General features: G+C 32.3%; 17 protein-coding genes. All 17 read right to left on the bottom strand.

From position 1 onward, the window contains the following. Nucleotides 1-7 precede the first annotated feature (7 nt). Nucleotides 8-1330 (bottom strand): PTS sugar transporter subunit IIC, encoded by a 1323-nt coding sequence (locus AC4BB2_RS05460; protein WP_490474418.1) that lies wholly within the window; start codon nucleotides 1328-1330, stop codon nucleotides 8-10. Between the two features lie 22 nt (nucleotides 1331-1352). Beyond that, a complete protein-coding gene (locus tag AC4BB2_RS05455) occupies nucleotides 1353-3977 on the bottom strand; it encodes a glycoside hydrolase family 38 N-terminal domain-containing protein (RefSeq protein ID WP_490474417.1) in 2625 nt (874 codons plus the stop codon). Nucleotides 3978-4188: 211 nt separating this feature from the next. Next, nucleotides 4189-5313, bottom strand: coding sequence for a tyrosine-type recombinase/integrase (locus AC4BB2_RS05450; protein ID WP_490474416.1), 1125 nt, complete (start codon nucleotides 5311-5313; stop codon nucleotides 4189-4191). Between the two features lie 317 nt (nucleotides 5314-5630). Beyond that, complete coding sequence (locus AC4BB2_RS05445) at nucleotides 5631-5984, bottom strand: hypothetical protein (RefSeq protein WP_490474415.1); 354 nt, start codon at nucleotides 5982-5984, stop codon at nucleotides 5631-5633. A 252-nt stretch (nucleotides 5985-6236) separates the two neighbouring features. Continuing rightward, nucleotides 6237-6941 carry a signal peptidase I gene (gene lepB, locus AC4BB2_RS05440; protein WP_490474414.1) on the bottom strand — a complete coding sequence of 235 codons (705 nt, stop codon included), beginning with the start codon at nucleotides 6939-6941 and terminating at the stop codon, nucleotides 6237-6239. A gap of 26 nt (nucleotides 6942-6967) precedes the next feature. Next, a complete protein-coding gene (locus tag AC4BB2_RS05435; RefSeq protein ID WP_490474413.1) occupies nucleotides 6968-7630 on the bottom strand; it encodes a hypothetical protein in 663 nt (220 codons plus the stop codon). 23 nt (nucleotides 7631-7653) lie between these two features. After that, nucleotides 7654-8724 carry a WxLIP family cell surface protein gene (locus tag AC4BB2_RS05430; protein WP_490474412.1) on the bottom strand — a complete coding sequence of 357 codons (1071 nt, stop codon included), beginning with the start codon at nucleotides 8722-8724 and terminating at the stop codon, nucleotides 7654-7656. A 97-nt stretch (nucleotides 8725-8821) separates the two neighbouring features. Beyond that, nucleotides 8822-9640, bottom strand: coding sequence for a WxL domain-containing protein (locus AC4BB2_RS05425; protein WP_490474411.1), 819 nt, complete (start codon nucleotides 9638-9640; stop codon nucleotides 8822-8824). A gap of 31 nt (nucleotides 9641-9671) precedes the next feature. After that, entirely contained in the window at nucleotides 9672-10463 is a 792-nt protein-coding gene (locus AC4BB2_RS05420) for a WxL domain-containing protein (protein WP_490474410.1), read from the bottom strand. Continuing rightward, entirely contained in the window at nucleotides 10460-10816 is a 357-nt protein-coding gene (locus tag AC4BB2_RS05415; RefSeq protein WP_490474409.1) for an LPXTG cell wall anchor domain-containing protein, read from the bottom strand. The genes AC4BB2_RS05420 and AC4BB2_RS05415 overlap by 4 nt, the downstream gene beginning before the upstream one ends. Before the next feature lie 13 nt (nucleotides 10817-10829). Then, nucleotides 10830-13253 carry a WxL domain-containing protein gene (locus AC4BB2_RS05410; RefSeq protein WP_490474408.1) on the bottom strand — a complete coding sequence of 808 codons (2424 nt, stop codon included), beginning with the start codon at nucleotides 13251-13253 and terminating at the stop codon, nucleotides 10830-10832. Between the two features lie 119 nt (nucleotides 13254-13372). Continuing rightward, on the bottom strand, nucleotides 13373-14107 hold the full coding sequence (locus AC4BB2_RS05405) for a winged helix-turn-helix domain-containing protein (RefSeq protein ID WP_490474407.1): 735 nt from the start codon (nucleotides 14105-14107) through the stop codon (nucleotides 13373-13375). A 270-nt stretch (nucleotides 14108-14377) separates the two neighbouring features. Further along, nucleotides 14378-15526 carry a tyrosine-type recombinase/integrase gene (locus tag AC4BB2_RS05400; protein ID WP_490474406.1) on the bottom strand — a complete coding sequence of 383 codons (1149 nt, stop codon included), beginning with the start codon at nucleotides 15524-15526 and terminating at the stop codon, nucleotides 14378-14380. A 438-nt stretch (nucleotides 15527-15964) separates the two neighbouring features. Then, nucleotides 15965-16300, bottom strand: coding sequence for an antibiotic biosynthesis monooxygenase (locus tag AC4BB2_RS05395; RefSeq protein WP_490474405.1), 336 nt, complete (start codon nucleotides 16298-16300; stop codon nucleotides 15965-15967). 13 nt (nucleotides 16301-16313) lie between these two features. Further along, nucleotides 16314-17741: an ABC transporter ATP-binding protein gene (locus tag AC4BB2_RS05390; RefSeq protein ID WP_490474404.1), complete on the bottom strand. Its 1428-nt coding sequence runs from the start codon at nucleotides 17739-17741 to the stop codon at nucleotides 16314-16316. Next, the gene (locus AC4BB2_RS05385; protein WP_490474403.1) at nucleotides 17741-18436 is read right to left on the bottom strand and encodes an energy-coupling factor transporter transmembrane component T; all 696 of its coding nucleotides are present in this window, start codon (nucleotides 18434-18436) and stop codon (nucleotides 17741-17743) included. Before AC4BB2_RS05385 ends, AC4BB2_RS05390 begins: the two co-directional genes overlap by 1 nt. Further along, entirely contained in the window at nucleotides 18411-19028 is a 618-nt protein-coding gene (locus AC4BB2_RS05380) for an MptD family putative ECF transporter S component (protein ID WP_490474402.1), read from the bottom strand. The genes AC4BB2_RS05385 and AC4BB2_RS05380 overlap by 26 nt, the downstream gene beginning before the upstream one ends. Between the last annotated feature and the right edge of the window lie 779 nt (nucleotides 19029-19807).

Below are 19807 nucleotides of genomic sequence, written 5' to 3'. Positions count from 1 at the left end.
TCATTTCCTAATTTTGTCCACTAAGCAACTGACTTTCATCAAATTTCATATTCATACGTACAAATGGTGCGTAAATGAAAATATCCAACACAACTAAAGCAGCTGTTAAAATTACTGGACTTAAATGGAACGCGCCTAAAATCCATGTACTGATAAATATTGGTTCATTCCCTGAATTTAGGACAACTAAAGGAACCACCCAACCGATTTTAGTAACGATATAAGCAACAATTGCATTAAAGACTGGAACAAATACAAACGGAATAAACATCAAAGGGTTTAATACAATAGGAAAACCAAAGATAATCGGCTCGTTAATCCCAAATAATCCTGGAATAAATGACAGCTTCGCAACTTCCCTGCCACTATAGGTTTTAGGGGTAAAAATCAAGATTGCTAAAATCAATCCGAAGGTGGCACCGGAACCTCCGATCATCGCATAAACATTCGTCATTGTATTTGGAGCAATAGAAATATCTGCAAAACTTTTCGTTTCAGCAAATTTTGCAACGTTTTCTAAGAAAATTGGTAACCATAAAGCAGAAACAACACCCCAAACAATGTTAAATCCATGTAATCCTAAGAACCACAGAATTTGTTCCAATAGTATAACTACAATAATCGCAGGTAAACCAGTCCCAACAGAAGTCAGTGGTTGAACAAACAATTGGCTAACCATATCCATAAAGGAATTAAAATCAAACGCCTCAATTACGACTTTCAGTACAGAACAGATTAACAAAACAATTGAGATTGGGATCAAAGCAAAGAATGAATCGAATACATTTGGTGGAACATTTCCTGGTAGCTTGATAGCAATTTTATGTTTTGCTAATATTGAATAGAGATAAACTGCAAATAGTCCGACAATCAAAGCCGTAAACATTCCTTCATAACTAAAGAAATTATTTGCGTAACCTTGTAAAAGCTCAGCGGAACTATCCGCAAAGTTGACATTGTTTGGCACCATCACAAAGTAAGCTGCAAAGGCTAATAATGTGGCTAATAATGGATTGATATTTGATTCAGGATGTTTTTTCATTAACTCTTTAGCATAATTATAAGCCGTAGAAAAAACAATCAGCAGTGCTACAATTCCTAATGTTCCTTGATAGACATTGCCAAATATCGCTGATGCAGTTTGACCGATGCTTGTTTCTCCAAAAAATGCGTCAATCTGCATTTTGATTAAATTAGAAAATGACCCTACGACAGTAAATGGAATACTACTGATAAAAGCATTTTTTATGGCTTGTAATACGCTATTATTATCTACCTTGTTAGCAATTTTTAGCAATGGATCCTGGATTTTTTCGATATTTATATTCATATTAAATCGACCTCTCTTTTGCTTATCTTTCTATTGAAATTGTTTTGATTTCCCCTGGTTTAAATTCACCTAATGACACGTCATCCATTATTCCTAAAGATTCAATTGGCTCGCCATTTAAATCGACAAAACGAATATTAGCTTTAGTAGGTAAACTTAATTTCTCTGCTTTAACAGTTTCTACTAATGATGGATTATACAATCGTAGATTAATCCATTGACAATCACGACTTAATTCCAATGCACTAAATACTAAGTTTGAAGTATTTAAATCAATAAATTCTTTTAGCTGGTTCAATCGGTCTATTTTATTACTTTGGAAATATTGAATTGGATTTGTAAAACGATTCAAGGTTTGAACTTGATAATAGGGACTTTTTACAGAATACTTTTGATATTCTTTTTGAATCATTGCAGGATTGAAATCATTTGTAATCATCAATGATAGTTCCATCTCTAACGTGCCTAATAATTGACTGTCTGGTGTTGGAATATAGCGATATTGATTACCAGAAGCATCTCCTGGTCTCCTTAATAATTCAGGTCTTCCTAAGAAACCTACACCTCTAAATAAAGTCATGTAAAGTTTATTGTCAATTACTTGATATTCTTTGATTCCTTTACTCATGACCGTCCAACTAGCTGTTTTATCATGAATATTCATATAGTGGATCATTGGATAAATTTCTGTAGGTTCTTCTTTCCAACCAAGTTCTTTCCAGTCATAAATATGAGGATCTTGGTTGTTTCTTTCAACGATACCAAACAACGTATCTGCATAACTAACTTTACTTTCAACTGGTGTATTTACAACTAAGCGCATCCGATGATCTAATGCCTGATTATCGATTTTTAGTTTCATATCTATTCGCTTCGACTCATTACTTAATGATAAAGTAAATATATAATCGATTTCAGTAGTTGATTCTTGCTCTTTTCTAGCTTGTAAATCTTTAGGTAATTTCCAACTGCCAACTAATGTCATAGTAGAAAAAAGAGTTCCTCTTTGAATGGAAACATTCGTTGTATCAAAAAATAATTGATGAATTTTATCGTGATAGGCAGGCGAGTAATCATACGTATCTCCTTCATCACCTGATTCTTCCACATATAAACAATTTTCATAGGTTATTTCTTGTGCTTTCACTGAAATTGAGAAGTTTCCATTTGAAAAGTTGATTTTATACCTATCATTTTCAATAGTAAGAATTTCTTCAACTTTATTTTTTTCATTTATTGACTCATCATATTCTTTTATATTAACAATCGTATAAGAAAGCGGTGCTGTCTCTTTTACAAAACTTATCTTATGAATATAATAGTATTTTGATTCGTCATAATCCTTTTCTGACCTTCTTACTTCCCCAGCGTATACTTTTTCTTTTGATACGGTTTGAATTTTCAATTCATTATGATTCTCATCAAAAAGCTTAATATGTTCTTTTTTTGTACTTACTTCTACTGTGTAAGGATCTGTTCTTGTGTAGGGTAATGTGTTAAATAAAACTAAATCATTTTCATTAATTCCATCAATCGATTCTGAAATTTTTCTGACTAAATAATCAATCGTAGAATATGATAATTGATCTGCTTCTTTGTATCTAGCCAAGATCATTTCATTTGTTTTATCTGTATTGCAACCACCGATACTATCGTGAGCATGGTTTTTCAACAATAGTTTCCATATATAATCCATTAATTCTCGCTTAAAAGGGATTCCTAGGTCATCAGCCATTAACATCAATGGTTCTAATTGGAAAATCAATCGATTTTCAATCGTATCATTCAATTTTTTTAAGTCATATCTTGATGAGTAGATGGAGCGATGGATTTTTGAAACGCTTCCACTTATGAACTCACCTTGAACAGTTGGAAAGTTAGCACCTTCCCTTCTTAATAAATTGAAAATATGTGGATAATTGCTTTCTTCAATTTTATATTCATCACTGAATTGATTATTTACTTCTTGAATAATGGTTTTCAAGTTTCTATCAACTGCGCGCTGATCGCCACCAACTGGCAAAGTAACCACATCTGTTGCGCTATCTTGAGAGACAATATCCAAGATATCTTTTTTCTGATAGAGTTCTCCTTCCACAAGTGCTACACCTGCATAATAACCATTACGAATATTAATAGTTAGTACCTTTGATCCATCTTCAGCTGTCCAGTAAAACTCACGACTTTTCGTAACTTCATTGGGCATCCCACGCCAAAATACAGCATCTTTAATCCCAAAACCATTATAAATTTTTGGCATATCCTTACCTTGACCAAATGAGTCTGGCAGATAACCTAATGATGTATGAGCCCCTAAATGTTTTGACATTTCGATTCCTATTTGTAAATTTTTCACGACTGATTCTCCAGCAACAACGAATTCATCCATCTGCGTGTACCAAGGCCCGATAAATAATTTTTTTGCTTCAACTAGTTCTTTAATATTTTTTTCTTTTTCTGGATATACTTTTAGATAGTCGTCTATAATACTTAATTGTCCATCTAAATAATAATAATCCAATTCGTTATTTTTTAATGCATATATCACCTCATCCATATGATAAGAAAATTGAATAAATGCTTCATTATCACTAAAATACCACTCACGATCCCAGTGTGTATGGGCAACTATGTGTATGTTTTTCATATAATCTTCTCCTTTCTGTACTGTTCATACTAAATATACCTCCGATTTTTGAAAAAGAAAACGTTTTAGGTAATATTTTCAATTATTTTCTTAAATTACGTTTTTGTATGAAAATATTTTCTTTGATTGTTAAGTATAAAAAAATTTTCAAGTATCTAATACAAAGCTATAAAAGCTTTATACTAGATACTTGATCTATATATTATCAGAATTAGTCAGGTATTTTTTCACTCATTAATTGATCTATTTTATATATTGCTTTTTGACGACTTTCCAACAAGGAATCTGCATACGTATCTAAGGTCATTTTAGCAGAATTGTGACCCAGCAGTTTGCTGAGACTTGATATATCCGCGCCATTTTCTAAACATCGAGTTGCAAAAGTATGTCGCAAGGAGTGAAAGCGAATGTTTTTTATTCCAGCTGCTATTACAACTTTTTTAAAGCGATATCTGATAACTCTTGGCTCAGTCATTTTATTTTTACAGGAGACGACATAACTAGACATTGAAATGACTTTTTTTTTAAGTAAGTAATGTTTTAAGTTTTCAGCCAACGGAACAATTCGGTAGGAATTATCTGTTTTGGGTATGCCAACAAATACTTCTGTTTTATTTCCTTCATTTTTCTTAGTATTCATTCGATAAATTGTTCGATTTACATAAATAATCCCCTTTTCAAAATCAATATCTGACCACTTTAAACCGCTTATTTCTCCAATTCTAAGTCCCGAATATAACGCCAATATAATTGCAGAACAGCCATCTTCTTGAAAAGCAAAATGTTCCAATTTTTTTTGTTCACTAACTGTTAAAGAAACTTTCCGCGACTTATTTTTGCGATGAGGTATTTTAATATTACTACAAGGATTAAAGGCAATCTTATTTTGATTATTTGCCTCTTCTAGTATTTTTTTCAATAAAATAAAAATATTATTTGTTGTCCCATAAGATAAGCTTTTGTTTTCTAAATACTGAATATAGGATCTAATATCTTCAGTAGCTAAATCAAGTAAATTTTTTTCTCCAAAATAAGGCAAGATATATTTGTCGATTAACCATTCATAGTTAAAAAAAGTAGACTGCTTTACTGTATTTTTTTTATAGTGATACAGCCAATAGGTCGTCCATTCTTTCATGTCTCCATCAAAGCGTTTTATGGTTTTTGATTCGACATATTGTGCTTTTAAAATAATTAACTTAGATTTTACCTCTAAATAGCGTTTTCCATAAGTATATCCGTAAATAATTTTACCTTTACTATCCCTGTGTTTGATATATCTGCCTTCCCATCTACCATCTTTCCTTTTATAAATATTCTCTCCCTTTTTTGGCATTACATACTCCTTTCTGTTCATCAAGACTTGTAACAGTATTCAATAATTAAAAATTACTAAATCAGCTATTCTAACTTCTCCAATAAATAACAGCAGAACAAATAGACCACCTTAAATATACCTTATGTTTTATATAAAAAACACCAACTTTTGATATTTATTTCTAAAATAAAGAAAATTATATCTATACATATGATAACGATTGAATGACTTAAAAAAGTAAAAAGCATTGACGGAGATGAATTTAATTTCATCTCCGTCAATGCTTTTTTATATAATAATAGTTTTCAAACAGCACTCACTTTTTTAATTAATTTTTACTTATTTGTTTTGCATCCACAGAACTTATATACATGTAGATAATTTCCAGTTGCATTTCCTTTTGCATCATATTCTGGCTCAGATGAGATTAACTTAGAACAACAATCATAGTATTTCAATCCGTTATGTTTTACATAAATTTTTGCGTATTTTGAAGTATTTTCACTTTTAGTAACAACTGTAACTTCACCTTTAAGCAATACTTTATTTGCTTTTGTAACAGATGTTACTGTAGTTTGAGTGTCATTGTAAGTAGTTTTTGATGTAGCCTCTGCACTTAGACCCCCGAATCCTAACATTATGAATAACCCCATTGCTAACGAAAGAGCAACTAAAATTTTCTTTTTCACTTTACAACATCTCCTTTTAATATACTTTACTTTTTTTGAGCAACTGTTTGAAAAACTAAAATTACCGAATGAATTCAAAAGATGTTCAGAGTAATGGTTTACTTACTACAATTCCTGAGAATATTACTCTAAAGCTCTTTCTTTAATATGTGAAATTATTTTTTCTATAATAATTCCGCATATGTAGAAAATTCCCATTATTATAACTACTATGTCTTTTTATCAAGTCAACTATTTATTAATACTGATAAATCATCGATTAAATTTTTCCATTAAGTGTAATGGTAGCAACCTCATTTCAGCAATACCGATGATATCCTTTTTATGAATAAGTCCATAATACCGACTATCTGTTGAGTATGGTCTATTATCTCCAAGTACTAAATAACAATCTTTCGGGATTACTTGCTGAGTAATTTTTAGCTTTATGACACTGAAGTTTTCTGTGAATAAAGCGCCCATATTTTTTGCTTTTACAAGTTCTTCTTTATCTATAAAATTTTCTTCTACTTCTTCATTATTGATATATAGTCTATCTCCCTTGTACTCGACATGTTCACCTGGCAAACCAATCACACGACGAATCGTTTTCTCCTGTTGATCTGGTGTCTTAAAATAGACGAACTTGAACCGTGTTATATCTGCTCGTTTATTAATGTAAAGAAGTTCATCTTCCCAAAGAGATGGCAACATGGCATATCCTTCAACTTTAGCAAAAGTAAATAAGAAAATAGATAGTGTCCAAATCAGAACACCTACAATCAGAACTGAACAACCTACCTCAATACCAATCCGCTTTTTTCTATACTGGCTTTTCTTTTTTTTAGTTCTATTGTTTTTATTTCTATGATTATTACTTTTTACGGTATGAGGAATCTTGTTTTTCTTACGGCTTTTTTTGCTATTTTTTCTTTTTGAGGTCTTATTTTTTTCTGAGGAATGCCTTTTATTAGCCATAACCGCCTAACTCCAATTACTTGTTTTTATTTTTTTGATGCTAATGAATTTTCATTGATTTTAAATTGATTGATGACTGCTTTTTCATTTTTTTTAACTTTCTCAATGTCGCTTCTAAAAGATTCTGCTAAAATTGAATCTTTATAAAATTCCTTTTCCTGTGAAGATAGATTAATCCCTAACTCTTTCATTGATGAATAGTAACGATTAATACATGCCTGACCATCCCCACTAATACGATAATCTGCTTTATTTAAGGCAAATGCAGCTAAACGTAAAGACAGATTTTTTAAATTTTGTTCTGCTTGTTCCCCTTCACCAGATTCGGCTAAGTTCAACTGATCTTCAATGTCACGAAGATTATAATAACCAGAAACAATAGCTTTTTTGTCTGTTTCACTTAAATTTGTTGATTGATAATATACTGCATACATTGAACTACCCACACCCAAAAGTACCACGACAAAACATAGAATACTTCCCAAGATCCATTTGTTTTTCTTCTTTTGTAATCCTCTTTTTTTTCTTGCAATCTTTTTTCTCTTGCGCTTATTTTTAGTTCGAATTAAGAACAATTTTTTTTGTTCTTTTCCAGTTTTAAAAATACCAACAAACAATAGGAGATCAAAAAGTAGAAAGAGAATTGCTATCGCTAAACTTATCACTGCAATCCAGTCTAATAATGTCATTTTATGCCTCCCAACTTTTCACTCTACCGTTTTTTACTTGCTGTTCTTTTCCTTTTTCTAGTTTTCTTCTTTGTAGCAAAACGAATAACTAAAAAGACAATCAAAATTAATCCTAAAACTCCTCCTACAATCTTAGCAACTAATTTAAAATCAATTCCTCGATCTTGATCAATGCCAATATCTTCCCTATTAAATTTATCAGCCTCTTCTTTGGTTATTTTAAACGTCTCATTCCATTCCCATTTTTTCTCCTTTGAGGTAGCAACGATGTGTGTTCTATATGTTCCAGGAACCATCTGCTGTCCTTCCATACTGATGGGGTAATTCAAAACAGTATTTGGTGCCATCCTCATTTTTGTTTTTTTAGATTCATAAAGAACTTCATCTTTTTTTTCAGGCATAATTTGAACTTCTACTGTGAGATCATCCAACAGATCTGCTACTTCATTACCTAAATCAACCGTAATTGAATTTCGTCCATTTTGCTGTGTTGCATATGTTTTGATATATCCCATCTTAGGTTCAATTTCTTTATCTGTTTCTCTTAATAACATGGCAATTGTATAGGCATATTCATTGATGATCGTCGTACCAGTTTGTTCTTTTTTAGATTCTTCATCTTGAACTTTTTGAAGTTGAATTCCACCTAAAATGATACCGTCATAACTAGTTTCCGGCATCTGAATTTCTAATTCTAAATCTTTATCGGATTCAGGTGGCAAGGTAATCGTTTTCGGGCCTTTTACAATATCTGCAAAATCAAATTTCATCGTAGCATCTTTTTCTAACTTCGTATCGCCATACTCTAATACACCGTTTGAATTTGTTTTGCTTCCATTTAATCTTACTGCGACAGTGACCTCTTGTTTACTAAGGTTCGTTAAAGTAATTGAAACTTTTTGTTTTTGGCCAGGAGTCATTTTTAGATTAAAGTAGCCGGATTCATCTATTTGATTTTCAGGATGGTTGGTTTTATATAAAAAACCGACTGCTCCAGAAGGTTCCGACTCTGCGAAACGTACGTGTGTATTAAAAGTGAAAAAGAAAATAATTAACACTATCCCTATAAGTAATGGTTGAATTTTTTTCTTCATAAACAGAAACAATTCCTTTCATTCAAGATAAGTTCTTCAATTACTAAATTGAAGAACTTATCTATTAGACACTTGCGTTTTATTTTATCTTAGGTTTTTAAAGTACGTCAGCAAGCTCCCATAAAACTTTTGCTGTGTGTGCTTCTTTTGTTTTTACTGTCTTACCTGGTACAAAAAGTGAAACAGAACCATTTTCAATCTTGTTTTTATCTGTTGCATTAGGTTGTCCTGTTGAATCTTCTTCCGTTCCTTTACCAGTTTTAGTATTATAGGCTTTGGTATTACCAAAAGCGACTGTATACGTACCAAAACCATCTTTTGCAGCTTTTGTTTCTAATACATTTACTACATTAGCTGATTGATCTAAAGTAAATGTTGAACCTGTAGCTGCTAATACGGCATGAGGACTCACACTTGCATCGGTATCTGTTTCAACAATTGGATTTTTAAAACTGATTGTCGCATTATCCAATGTGTTTCCTGACTCAGCTTTAAATTGTTGGGTCATTTTTGCTCTCAATACCCATTTTTTACGACTGTCAATGCGTTTATCTGTCAATTGTAAATAAACACCACGTTTTTCTTTTGTTCCGTCAGCTTGTGATACTTCAACTTGTTCAGCAAAATATGTTTCATCTGTTAAAACCGCTTTTTGCTGTTTAAAGTTCATTGTTGATACACCATCTATTTTTAATGGTCCATTATCAGGATTTGGTTCATAAGGTGGGTCAACTGGTTTTTTAGGGTCTTCCGGATCTACATCGGGATTTTTTCCAGAATCTTCTACATAATCGATTGATCCTTGTCCAGATTGTTTTCTTGCTTCTCCACCTTCAGCGTTTGCTGCTGTTGGTAATGCAAAGTTTGCTCCTAATACGGTTAGTAATGCGATAGAACATAATGTTCTTTTTTTCATTTGTGTTTCCTCCTAGTTGATTTAAATTAATTTATGGTAACTCGGATAATATCCAAGTTAGCACCGTTTGGTATTTTCCAGGTATCCTATCAGATGAACCTGGAACAAAAAATGTTACTGCATTATTTTCATAAACTTGTTTATTTTTAAAGTTTGGATCAAGTATCGGCTGACCAGTTTCGTCAACCAAAGGAGTCAATGTAGAATCCAGCCCGTTCTCATTTTCATCAGATGCACCAAATTCTACACTCCAGATACCTTGTCCTTTTCCTTTATCAGCATTAGCTAGATCATACGTTGTCTTTATTTTGTCGATTTTTATCACATCATTTACCAGTGAAGGGGCATATTTTTTGTCCATTGTTGAGTTTGCCCACGATTTATCTAATGAAATATAAGAACCTTTCAATTGTGATTTTTCGTTTTTTGGAATCATAAACTCTGTTTCCTGACGGACTTGTAATGTCCAACCAGCTCCAGTTGAACGACTATCAGTTACTTGAACAAAATTACCTCTTGGACCAGTTTCATCCTGAAATAATTGTGCCCTAGCATGATAGAATTGATCCTTATCTGACAATCGATTGCGACCAAAATCTAACTTTGGTACAAAATCAATTCTAAGGAAGCCTTCCGTCGATGGGCTAGGTCCTGGCTCAGCTGGTTTCACAGGTTTTTCTGGATCAACAACCTGAGGTGGGATAAGTGAAGCCTCAAAGCCTACTGTCCCTCCTTGTTCAATGGACTGTGCCAAAACATCAACACTAGAGGTGATAAAAAGAAGGCAGGAGATACTAAGAGCAATAGTTATTTTTTTTTTCACAGTTTCGTCTCTCCCTTTTGTTCTTTTTTACACTTCTTCATGTATACTAATATAGCTAATACAACTAATATAGCTCCACTGAGTGTCAACGATTTTTTTATAATTTCCCCTGTTTGAGGATAACGTCCAACAGGTTTAGTGCTTGACGAATTTCCATTAACTTTTTGGTCATCATTTTGAGTCAATTGCTCTTTTTCTGACATTTCTGGCTGATCTTCACTGTAAAATTCGATTATCGCTTCGTGACCTACCTGTCCGCCATCAGCTGCAAAATAACTCACTGGTTTTAAGAAAAGGGATAGGCTTAAGACAGAGATAGCTATCATGCTGAGTATTAGCTTCTTATTTTTCATGCTCTTTTCCTCTCTATGGTCCATCAAGCAATTCCCATTCAATGATTCCTATATAACTTCCTGATTCTTTGACAGCTCCGATTTCGGTTTTTAGTTTAAAGCCATCACCTTTAGCAGACCACTTATCACTTACCTTATTCGGTGATCCATCAATATTTGTTCCTACAGCAATATCTTGCATACCTGAATTTAATTTCACTTCATTACCACTATACATATATCGAATGGCATTGGTGAGCACTTGATTGTTTTTGTTCGTCAATTCTTGTTTCATACGTGCCTGTAATTTCCATGGCTTCTTAGTTGCACGACTATCTTGAATGACTAAAGCTCCATCGATTCGGACTGGTTCTTCAATCACACTGTCTTGAGTCGTAACGAGTTGTGTACCAAAGTCAATTTCTTTGGGTGCCGAAACTAAAACAAGACGTCCTTTGAATCTATATGTCACCTTCCTGTCATTTTCTAACACTTCTATTGCATTTTCTGGTGTTGGCTTGGCGGATATTTCATATTTTTTATCTAATTGATCCTTCACAGCCTTAACTACAGCAGGTTCTTTTGTTAAATCAACAAAACTCCCCACATCTCTAGTTAAAAGAATATCTGGATGAATCTTTTTGTTTTCTTCATCTACAAACTCAATTGTAAGAATAGATTTTCCAGATTTAATTGTTAAGTTTAGGATTTTTTCTTCTGAAGTATGTCCTTCACTATCCACCGCATAAACTTTGATCTCTCTTTTTCCTAAGGGTAAAACAGAACTAGGCAATGTAAATTTCCAGTCTATTTTTTTCCCAGGACTAGTCAAATCATTTGCAACATTACTACCAAATTTCACCGCTGGACCATCATCAATCGTGTAATATAAATCAACATACGAACTTTCGGAATCACTCCATTGACCAGTTACATCAAATGAATTTCCTTGAATCAGCTCCTGATCTTTTTGGTCAATGAAAACTTCTGGTGGATTTCCAGCCAATCCAATGGTTACATCATATGTCATTCTTGTGCCTTCATTTATCTCAAGCGAAGTTGGTTGATTTTTCATAAAAATCGCTGTATCCATCTTATTGATATCACTTGTAACATAAACTAACTCATCTGCAGGATAATTTTCCACTTCATAACCTGACGAATTTAATGCAGAAAAGCCTGAGTCAGAAAAGTTAAAGAATAAATTTAAATAATAATCTCTTGGAAACGAGTTTGTCCCTTGAATCCAGTGTTTTCCAGTCCAGTTCAGAGCATGGTCTGGTCCGTTAAACAGATATTGGAGTTTATAGCCATTTTCTTCATTATCTTTGATATATATTCCCTTATTATCACCAATTGCATGAATGGGTACTTGGTCATTCTTATTCAACTCCGTATCAATCATTGAACCAATAACAAAATCAGAAGCTTTCAGTGTACCAATGTTGGTTACCGTATAATCCACGTTAATAGTTCCTGTTGTCTTACCGGTCATAATAATTTCAACGTGAAATTTTTTCGAGTCGAATTCAGAATCATAAGTCAGTTTGTAGATTGTCATGCCGTTAGGTAAAATCCGTTTGTAATATTTATAGCCATCACTTGTAATATGGCTTCCAGTATTAAAAACTTTTGGATTTGTATTGTTACCATATGCATAAATCAAACCATAACTCGACCAAAGCGATTGTCCAGCTTCCTCTGGTTTACTAGTGGGACTTGGTCTATGATACATGTGCTGAACTCTTTTTCCCTCATCCATAAACGTTACATTAGGAATTGCGAATTGTTTTTGTCTATTTCCTGAAATACTTGTTATTCCTAAAGCATCTGTAGGCCCAAAACCATAGCGTAATTCTTTTCCTTTACCCGCTGGTATTATTGCTTCCTCAGCTGTATAAATTTCTGTCCAATCTTCACTAGTTGAAACAGCCGATTTAGTTTGTGAAGTTGTCAGTTTTTTTTCTTCTGAAGAGGTTATTGGTGTTTCAAGTTTCGTTGAAATGTCGTTATTTACTTCTAATTTGTTTGAACGACTTTTTTCCGAAGAAGCTTGAACCGTTTGGTTTGCTTTAGAACTTGTTGTCCCTTTAAAATAGAGTGTTGTTTTTTCAGACTCTTTTTCAAGGATTAACTCGATTTGAGATTTTTCATGATTTATTTGAACAAAAGATAACGTTTCTTTGTTCATCTCAAGTAACTTCTCCTTATCAAAGGAAAGGCCCTCAGAATAATCTAGAAAAATTCTTTGATTTTTTTTGGTGGAAGTTATGTTTAACGAGAAGTATATACTTTCTTCTGAAGATTCTTCCACTTGCATTTTTGTTTGCTCTAAAAAAATCGGATTATCTTTACTTTCTGTGGCTTTAATTGACGATCCTTTAATAAAAAAGAGACTTCCAGCCAACAACAATATTCCCATTATTCTTAAGACATAAGCTTTTTTTCCAATTTTCATTTTTTCAACTCCTTTCTTAACCTAAGTTCTTGCTTATGGTGCTCAACATAAGCAAGAATCTATGTCAATTCTTACTTTATAGCCTTGTTGCCGATCAATCATATAAAATACAGTTACTTTTAAAGACTAAGCCGATAGCCAATTGAACGAACTGTTTTAATAAACCTCGGGTTATCTTTATCTCTCTCTACTTTTTTTCTTAAATGGAAAATTAAGTTTGCAACGCGATATTGTTTATTCCCAATATCGTTTTTCCAAACAGTCTCGTAAATTTCTTTATATGAAACAGCCTGATTTTTTCTCTTATACAAAATTTCTAGTGTTCGATATTCAAGACGAGTGAGATTTATTTCTTTTTCTCTATTAATAATGACACTCAAATTGCTAGGTAGAAGTTCTAACATTTCAAAACTATCAGAATTTATCGTTTCTATTTGTTGTTCTTTGTTACGATTCAGTTCATTTTTCTGACGATGTAACGCATTTTCCATAACCAATGAAAATTCTTCTGGAAAATCATTGATTGGTAAAACTCCATCTACTCCTAGTTTTAAAAAAACTAAATTTTTGATACTATTTGTTTCCGTTGTTAAAACCCAAACTAGTTTATTCGTTTGAGCTTTAATTTCAATGATTGCTTTCAAAATAATGCTCATAGCATTATCGTCATCGCTATCATCTGGAATAACAATGCAGTCAACTTCTTTAATCAATAGATGAATATTTTCTTGATGTATTAAATGTACTTGCCCAATCTCGTTAACTTTTTTTATATATTCTTTAGACAGTGTTCCTAAAAACGAAGCAACTCCTATGTTATACATTGACAATCCTTCCTTTTCTATATTATTCATTTCAATACCTATAACTCTTTCGTTTTATACTTACAATCATAATATTTCTTTAAAATTTTCTATTATGTTATACTCAACAAAAGATTGGTGTTATATGATAAAAAGTTTCCTCATTGTTGTACAAAGAAGAAAAGAAGCTGAAACCATCGTCATAATTGACTTTCTAATCGTGTTTGACGGCTAAGTGACGGCGTGAAAAATAAAAAAACTTGGAGTGTTAGTTTTATCTAACAGTCCAAGTTTTTGTTTTATTATACTTATGAAACTGAATTAGTCTTTTGAAGATTGCTGAGAAGATAGTATTTCAGATTCATCTATCATTAGTTGATCTAGACGATCAACAATTTTTTTACGGCTTTCCAACATAGAATCTGTGTAAATATCTAGTGTCATTTTAACGGATGTATGGCCTAATAGTCGGCTGAGGCTTGCAATATCTGTCCCCATCTCGATACACCTTGTCGCAAAGGTATGTCTAAGAATATGAAAGTGTACATCTGGGATTTCTGCTTTTTTTACAGCACTTTTGAACCGATATCGAATAACTCTGGGTTCTGCTAGATTACTTTTGCAAGCAACAACATACTCGCTTTGACTGTATTTCTTTTTCTCCAGTAAGTAATACAGTAGTTTTTTGGATAGTGGCACAATCCGGTATGATTGTTCTGTTTTTGGAGAACTGATGATTATATTCGTTTTATTTTCCGTTTTTAAAGATGTTCTCACACGAGAAACGGTTCGCTTGATATAGACGACCTCATTTATAAAATCGATATCTGACCACTTTAATCCACTAACTTCTCCGATACGTAAACCCAAATATAGTGATAAGATAATTGGAGAACAGCCTTTTTCATTCAGTGCAACCAATTCTAACTTGCGTTGATCTGATCTAGATAACGCAGTAATTATTTTCTTTTTTTTGTGTGGTAATCGAATTTTTTTATACGGACTTTTTTTTAAAAGTTCGTTGCTTTTAGCTGAAATTAGGATTTTTTTCAATAAAGTAAAAATATTTCTAATTGTACCAGAAGCTAAGTTTTGTTTTTCTAGTGAATTAATAAACCGCTGAATATCATCCTTTGTTACATTATGTAGGTAGCATTTTTCAAAAAAAGGATATATGTAAGCAACACATAACCACTGATACTGTGCATATGTAGAGCTTTTAACGGAAGGTTTCACTTCATATTCCAACCAGAAATCACACCATTCTTTCAACAATTTTTCTTCTGATTCTTGATTTTCTTTTTCAATAAGTCCAGCTTTGAGAACAATCAATTTCATTTTAACTTCCTTATACTTTCTTGCATAGACATAACCATATTTTATTGATCCTGTTTTATTTCGTCCCTTAATATAGCGTCCCTCCCATCTGCCATCTTTTCTTTTATAGATGTTTTCACCTTTTTTAGCCATTTTACTCAGTCCTTTGCATATTTTTTTGACCATTATTTTGACGGCTGATAAAAAGTATCGAAAAAAAAAGAAAATGCCTTAAAAACAGATAAAAATCGTAAAAAAACAATCTGTTTTCTATAAAATTCTCATTTTTTTTCGTTTTTGCATAAAAGAGTGAGAAAAAACGAAATAAAATCATGTTGACTTCTTATAAATTTCCAATTAAACTGAAATACAGATAGGAAATACCGTTATTCTTCTTCTTTGTACAACAATGAGGAAAAATAATCCACTAAGATTTAAATTGTGAAATCACTGAATTAGTGACTTGCACAGTTTATTTTTTTTACTCAATGTCTCTTTAAATAGATTAAAATGCTCGTCACCTCAAACTAAAAATAATATAAATAAAAAAGCTCTTGTCTAGCATAAACTAGCAAGAACTTTTCTAACTTCTTATGTAAAAACTTCATATTCAGCGATTTTGCTTGAAATAATTCCAGATTGGTTCTTTTCCTTAGAATCGTCTTTTTTTGTTTTCTTTCTTTGATGCAACTGCTTAAAGGATGCACTTTGCACCCAATTTTTTTGTTGTTCTTTTGTTACCCAACGACTTAAAACGACTAATTCTGTGATTTCAGGATTTTCCGGTAATAACCGATGCATTAGTTGAAAGTTTAAAAAACCATCAACGGACTCCATGCTTTCTTTTGTATGTCCCGCAGTAAACTGCTGAATGATCCTTTGCGACTGAGTCGTTTCAGTTTGAATCGTATTCGTTACAATATACATATTTTCCCCTCCATTATTCTTTCAACGTAGTTTCAATAAAATAATCCTGTATGATTTGCCCCTGATCAAAGTGAAGCACTCTCTGACAAGTTCTGCTGAGGAATTCTTTATCATGTGTAATAACTAAAACCAAAATATTTTCTTGATGTAACCAACGAATAGTATTACTAACCTCTTCCATATGCAATAAATCTAATCCGCTCGTAGGTTCATCAAAAACAATTATTTTTTTGCCAGATAACAATGCGCTTGCAATTGCCACCCGTTGTTTTTCACCACCTGATAATGTTTGCGGATGCCTCCATAAAAGTTCTTCTAAGTGCAGCATCTCAACAATTTTGTTAAATTCTTTTGTATTTTTTGCATTTAAACTTATTTCTTTTTCGACTGTTTCAAAAAATAATTGCAAATTAACATCCTGCATAACCACAAAACTTTCTTTGATCAGCTGTTTTGGTTTCATTATTTGTTGGTTTAGCTTAATGGTTCCTTGACTTGGTTTAATCAATCCAGATAAAAGTTTTGAAAAAGTTGATTTGCCAGCACCATTGTGACCGATTATTCCTGTAATAAAACCACTATTTAATATCAGTGAAGGAATTTTTAGTACTGAAGGTTGTTTGCGATAATGAAAATCAATCATTTCAAAAGATAGAATGATTTCAGCTGAATGATTTTCTTGTTTCTCTGTTTTTTTAATACTTGTCTCCTCAAGTGACCTTAAGCCCATTGTTTGAATCTCTGCCGGAGTTTGTTCTTTCATTTCTTGACTTGTATAGCTTTTAACAATGGTTCCATTTTCCATCACTAAATATCTGTCTGCAAGTTCTGTTAGATAATATAAACGGTGCTCTGATACAATAATCGTCATACCTTGATCTTTTAGTACTTTTAGATACTCTTTCAATTGCTCAATAGTGGATTCATCTAAATTACTTGAAGGTTCATCTAATAAAAATAATCGATGTTTCAGCATACTCGCTGAGGCAAAGGCGATCAATTGCTTTTGTCCACCAGATAAATGAAACATGCTTCGTTCTAAAAACTCTTCTAACGAAAACAAAGTTGTTATTTCATTGATTCGTTCAATCATTTCTTCTCTTAATACACCATAGTTTTCCATCGCAAAAGCTAATTCGGAATAAACATCACTTGTAAAAAACTGAGTTTTAGGATTTTGAAACACAACCCCAATATCACGAACATATTCATTGAATTCTTTGGTCAATAATTCTTGGTCTAAAATAGAGCCTTTTCCAGTCAACTGACCTGTATACAATTCAGGAATCAACCCATTTAGGATTCTCAATAATGTTGATTTGCCACAGCCACTTTTACCACATAAAACAATAAATTCTCCATCTTCGACTTGCAAATCTACTTCCTGAATGACCTTCTCCTGATCTTCGTAAGCAAATACTACGTCATGTAAATTAATCACTAAATAAACCTCCCAACGATGGCGCAAAAAAACAAAATAACGATCAATAAATAATCTTGAAGTTTTAAGTTTGTTTCATAAACACTCGTATGCTCTTTGGGATTTGCTAAACCACGGACTAAAGCTGCCGAAGACAAGTCCAACGATGTATTTTCAGCTGACATTAGAATTGGCACGATAAGATATTCCATCGTTTGAAATGGATGTAAAAACAAATCAATCGTTGAAACTGCAATCCCTCGATACTTCATTGCATTACGAATGCTTCTAAAATCTTGAAAAAGTGTTGGGAAGAATCGAAACAATACGGTCAATGGAATAATTAGTCCAAAAGGAACATGACATTTTTTCAAAGCTGCAATCCATTCACTGATTTTCGTCCGATTCATAGCAAATACTGCGGCCATAATCGTTGGTAACATCCTACGATTCCCTACAAATAAAAAATCAAAGAATGCTGCAAATGAATTGTCTATATAAGGAAAAAGAAAGTAATCTCCTAAGACGAGCAACCAAAAAACACCATAAAAAAATGTTCCTTTTTTTAAGCTACCATTTAAAATAAAAAGTACATACAGCAATGATACAAACAAAATTTCTGCTTTAAATGGCAAAGGAAACATCAATAAAAAACTAGCAAATAAAATCGTACATAATTTACTTCTGGGATCAAAGGTTACGTATGTTTTTTCCATAATTTTTTCCTTTAGCTTTATCAAAATGCTTCTCGTAAATTTTTTGTCCAATCAAAATACCCAGAATACTACATATAATGACCGCAGCTACACAGACATAAAATGTTGTCGTTGTGATTGGTGCAAATACTTTATCAATATAAACCGCATCTTTTCCGCGAGCAATCAATGAATCGATATAAGCATTTTTCATGAACCACAACGGTAATACTGGACCCATCAATCCAAAACTAAATACAGTATAACTAACCGTTGTCCGAATTTTTTCCGATAATTTTGTATGATATTGAATCCAATCTGCTGCTATTGCACACAAAATATTTGGCAAAAAAGATAACGGAAAATGACCTGAAACTAAGAAAAATAGTCCCATAACACTCCCCATAATCGTGATCGCACCAAAACGAGGAATACGATGAATGACCAATAAATAAACAATTCCTGCAAAAAGTGCTGTAGCACTTGGGATAAGAACTGAATTAAATGCTGGAATCGTAAACCGTAAAATAACCATTGCGATTGTTACAACTAAAAAATAAATTGCAGTATAAATACCTATTGAAATATAATCTTGAATTTTTAACTTCTTCATTCTTGTATTGACTCCTCTTGTCTTATAGTAAATAAAATAATAGTTAAATATATATCTTTAACTGATAACGTAAAATCCAAATGATTGACCGGCTTATAATATAAATAATACGGTCATATAAAGTAGAACTGCTTACCCCCTTTTAGTAATAGAAAAACTGTAGACCTACTTTCAAAATGCTTTGTGAAACAAATCGTAAGTCACAATATCATATTCTGATACAGACTGAATCATCTCCGCATAACTATAAAATAAAGGAATACATCCCATTCACATATTCTAACTTATTTTGAATCATTTGAACATTTTTTTCTTGATTCGCTTCAAGTAATTCTTTCATTCCATATGCTCTTTTAAAAAAGGCTACTTCTTTTGTAGATCAGGGTAATCTGCTTGATAAATTTCAAAAAAAGTTATTGTGATAACACTCATAAAATAACTAAGTAAGTATTTACTCTCAATATCTGTATATCAATCATCACTGAACAGTCTTCAAATTCTTCAGTATCAAACTTAGGTGAAATTATATCTACCGATAGTTCCTTCAATATAAACCCCTTTCATATTTGATTAGTATATCACAAACAATCGATAATGAGAATCATTATCAATAAATTTCTTTTTCTTTTTTACGTATGATTTAATAACTAGAACCTCCTTGTAGTAGCATACGCTCTCTCATTTTAGAGAAACAAAGATAACGGGACAAAACGAAATGTTCGTTTTGTCCCGTTATCTTTTTCCACTATTAATCATGCTTAAATTATAAAGAATTTACA

Source organism: Enterococcus sp. AAFC-DPL-5146 (assembly GCF_058216635.1).
This window is presented reverse-complemented; position numbering and strand designations above follow the sequence as displayed.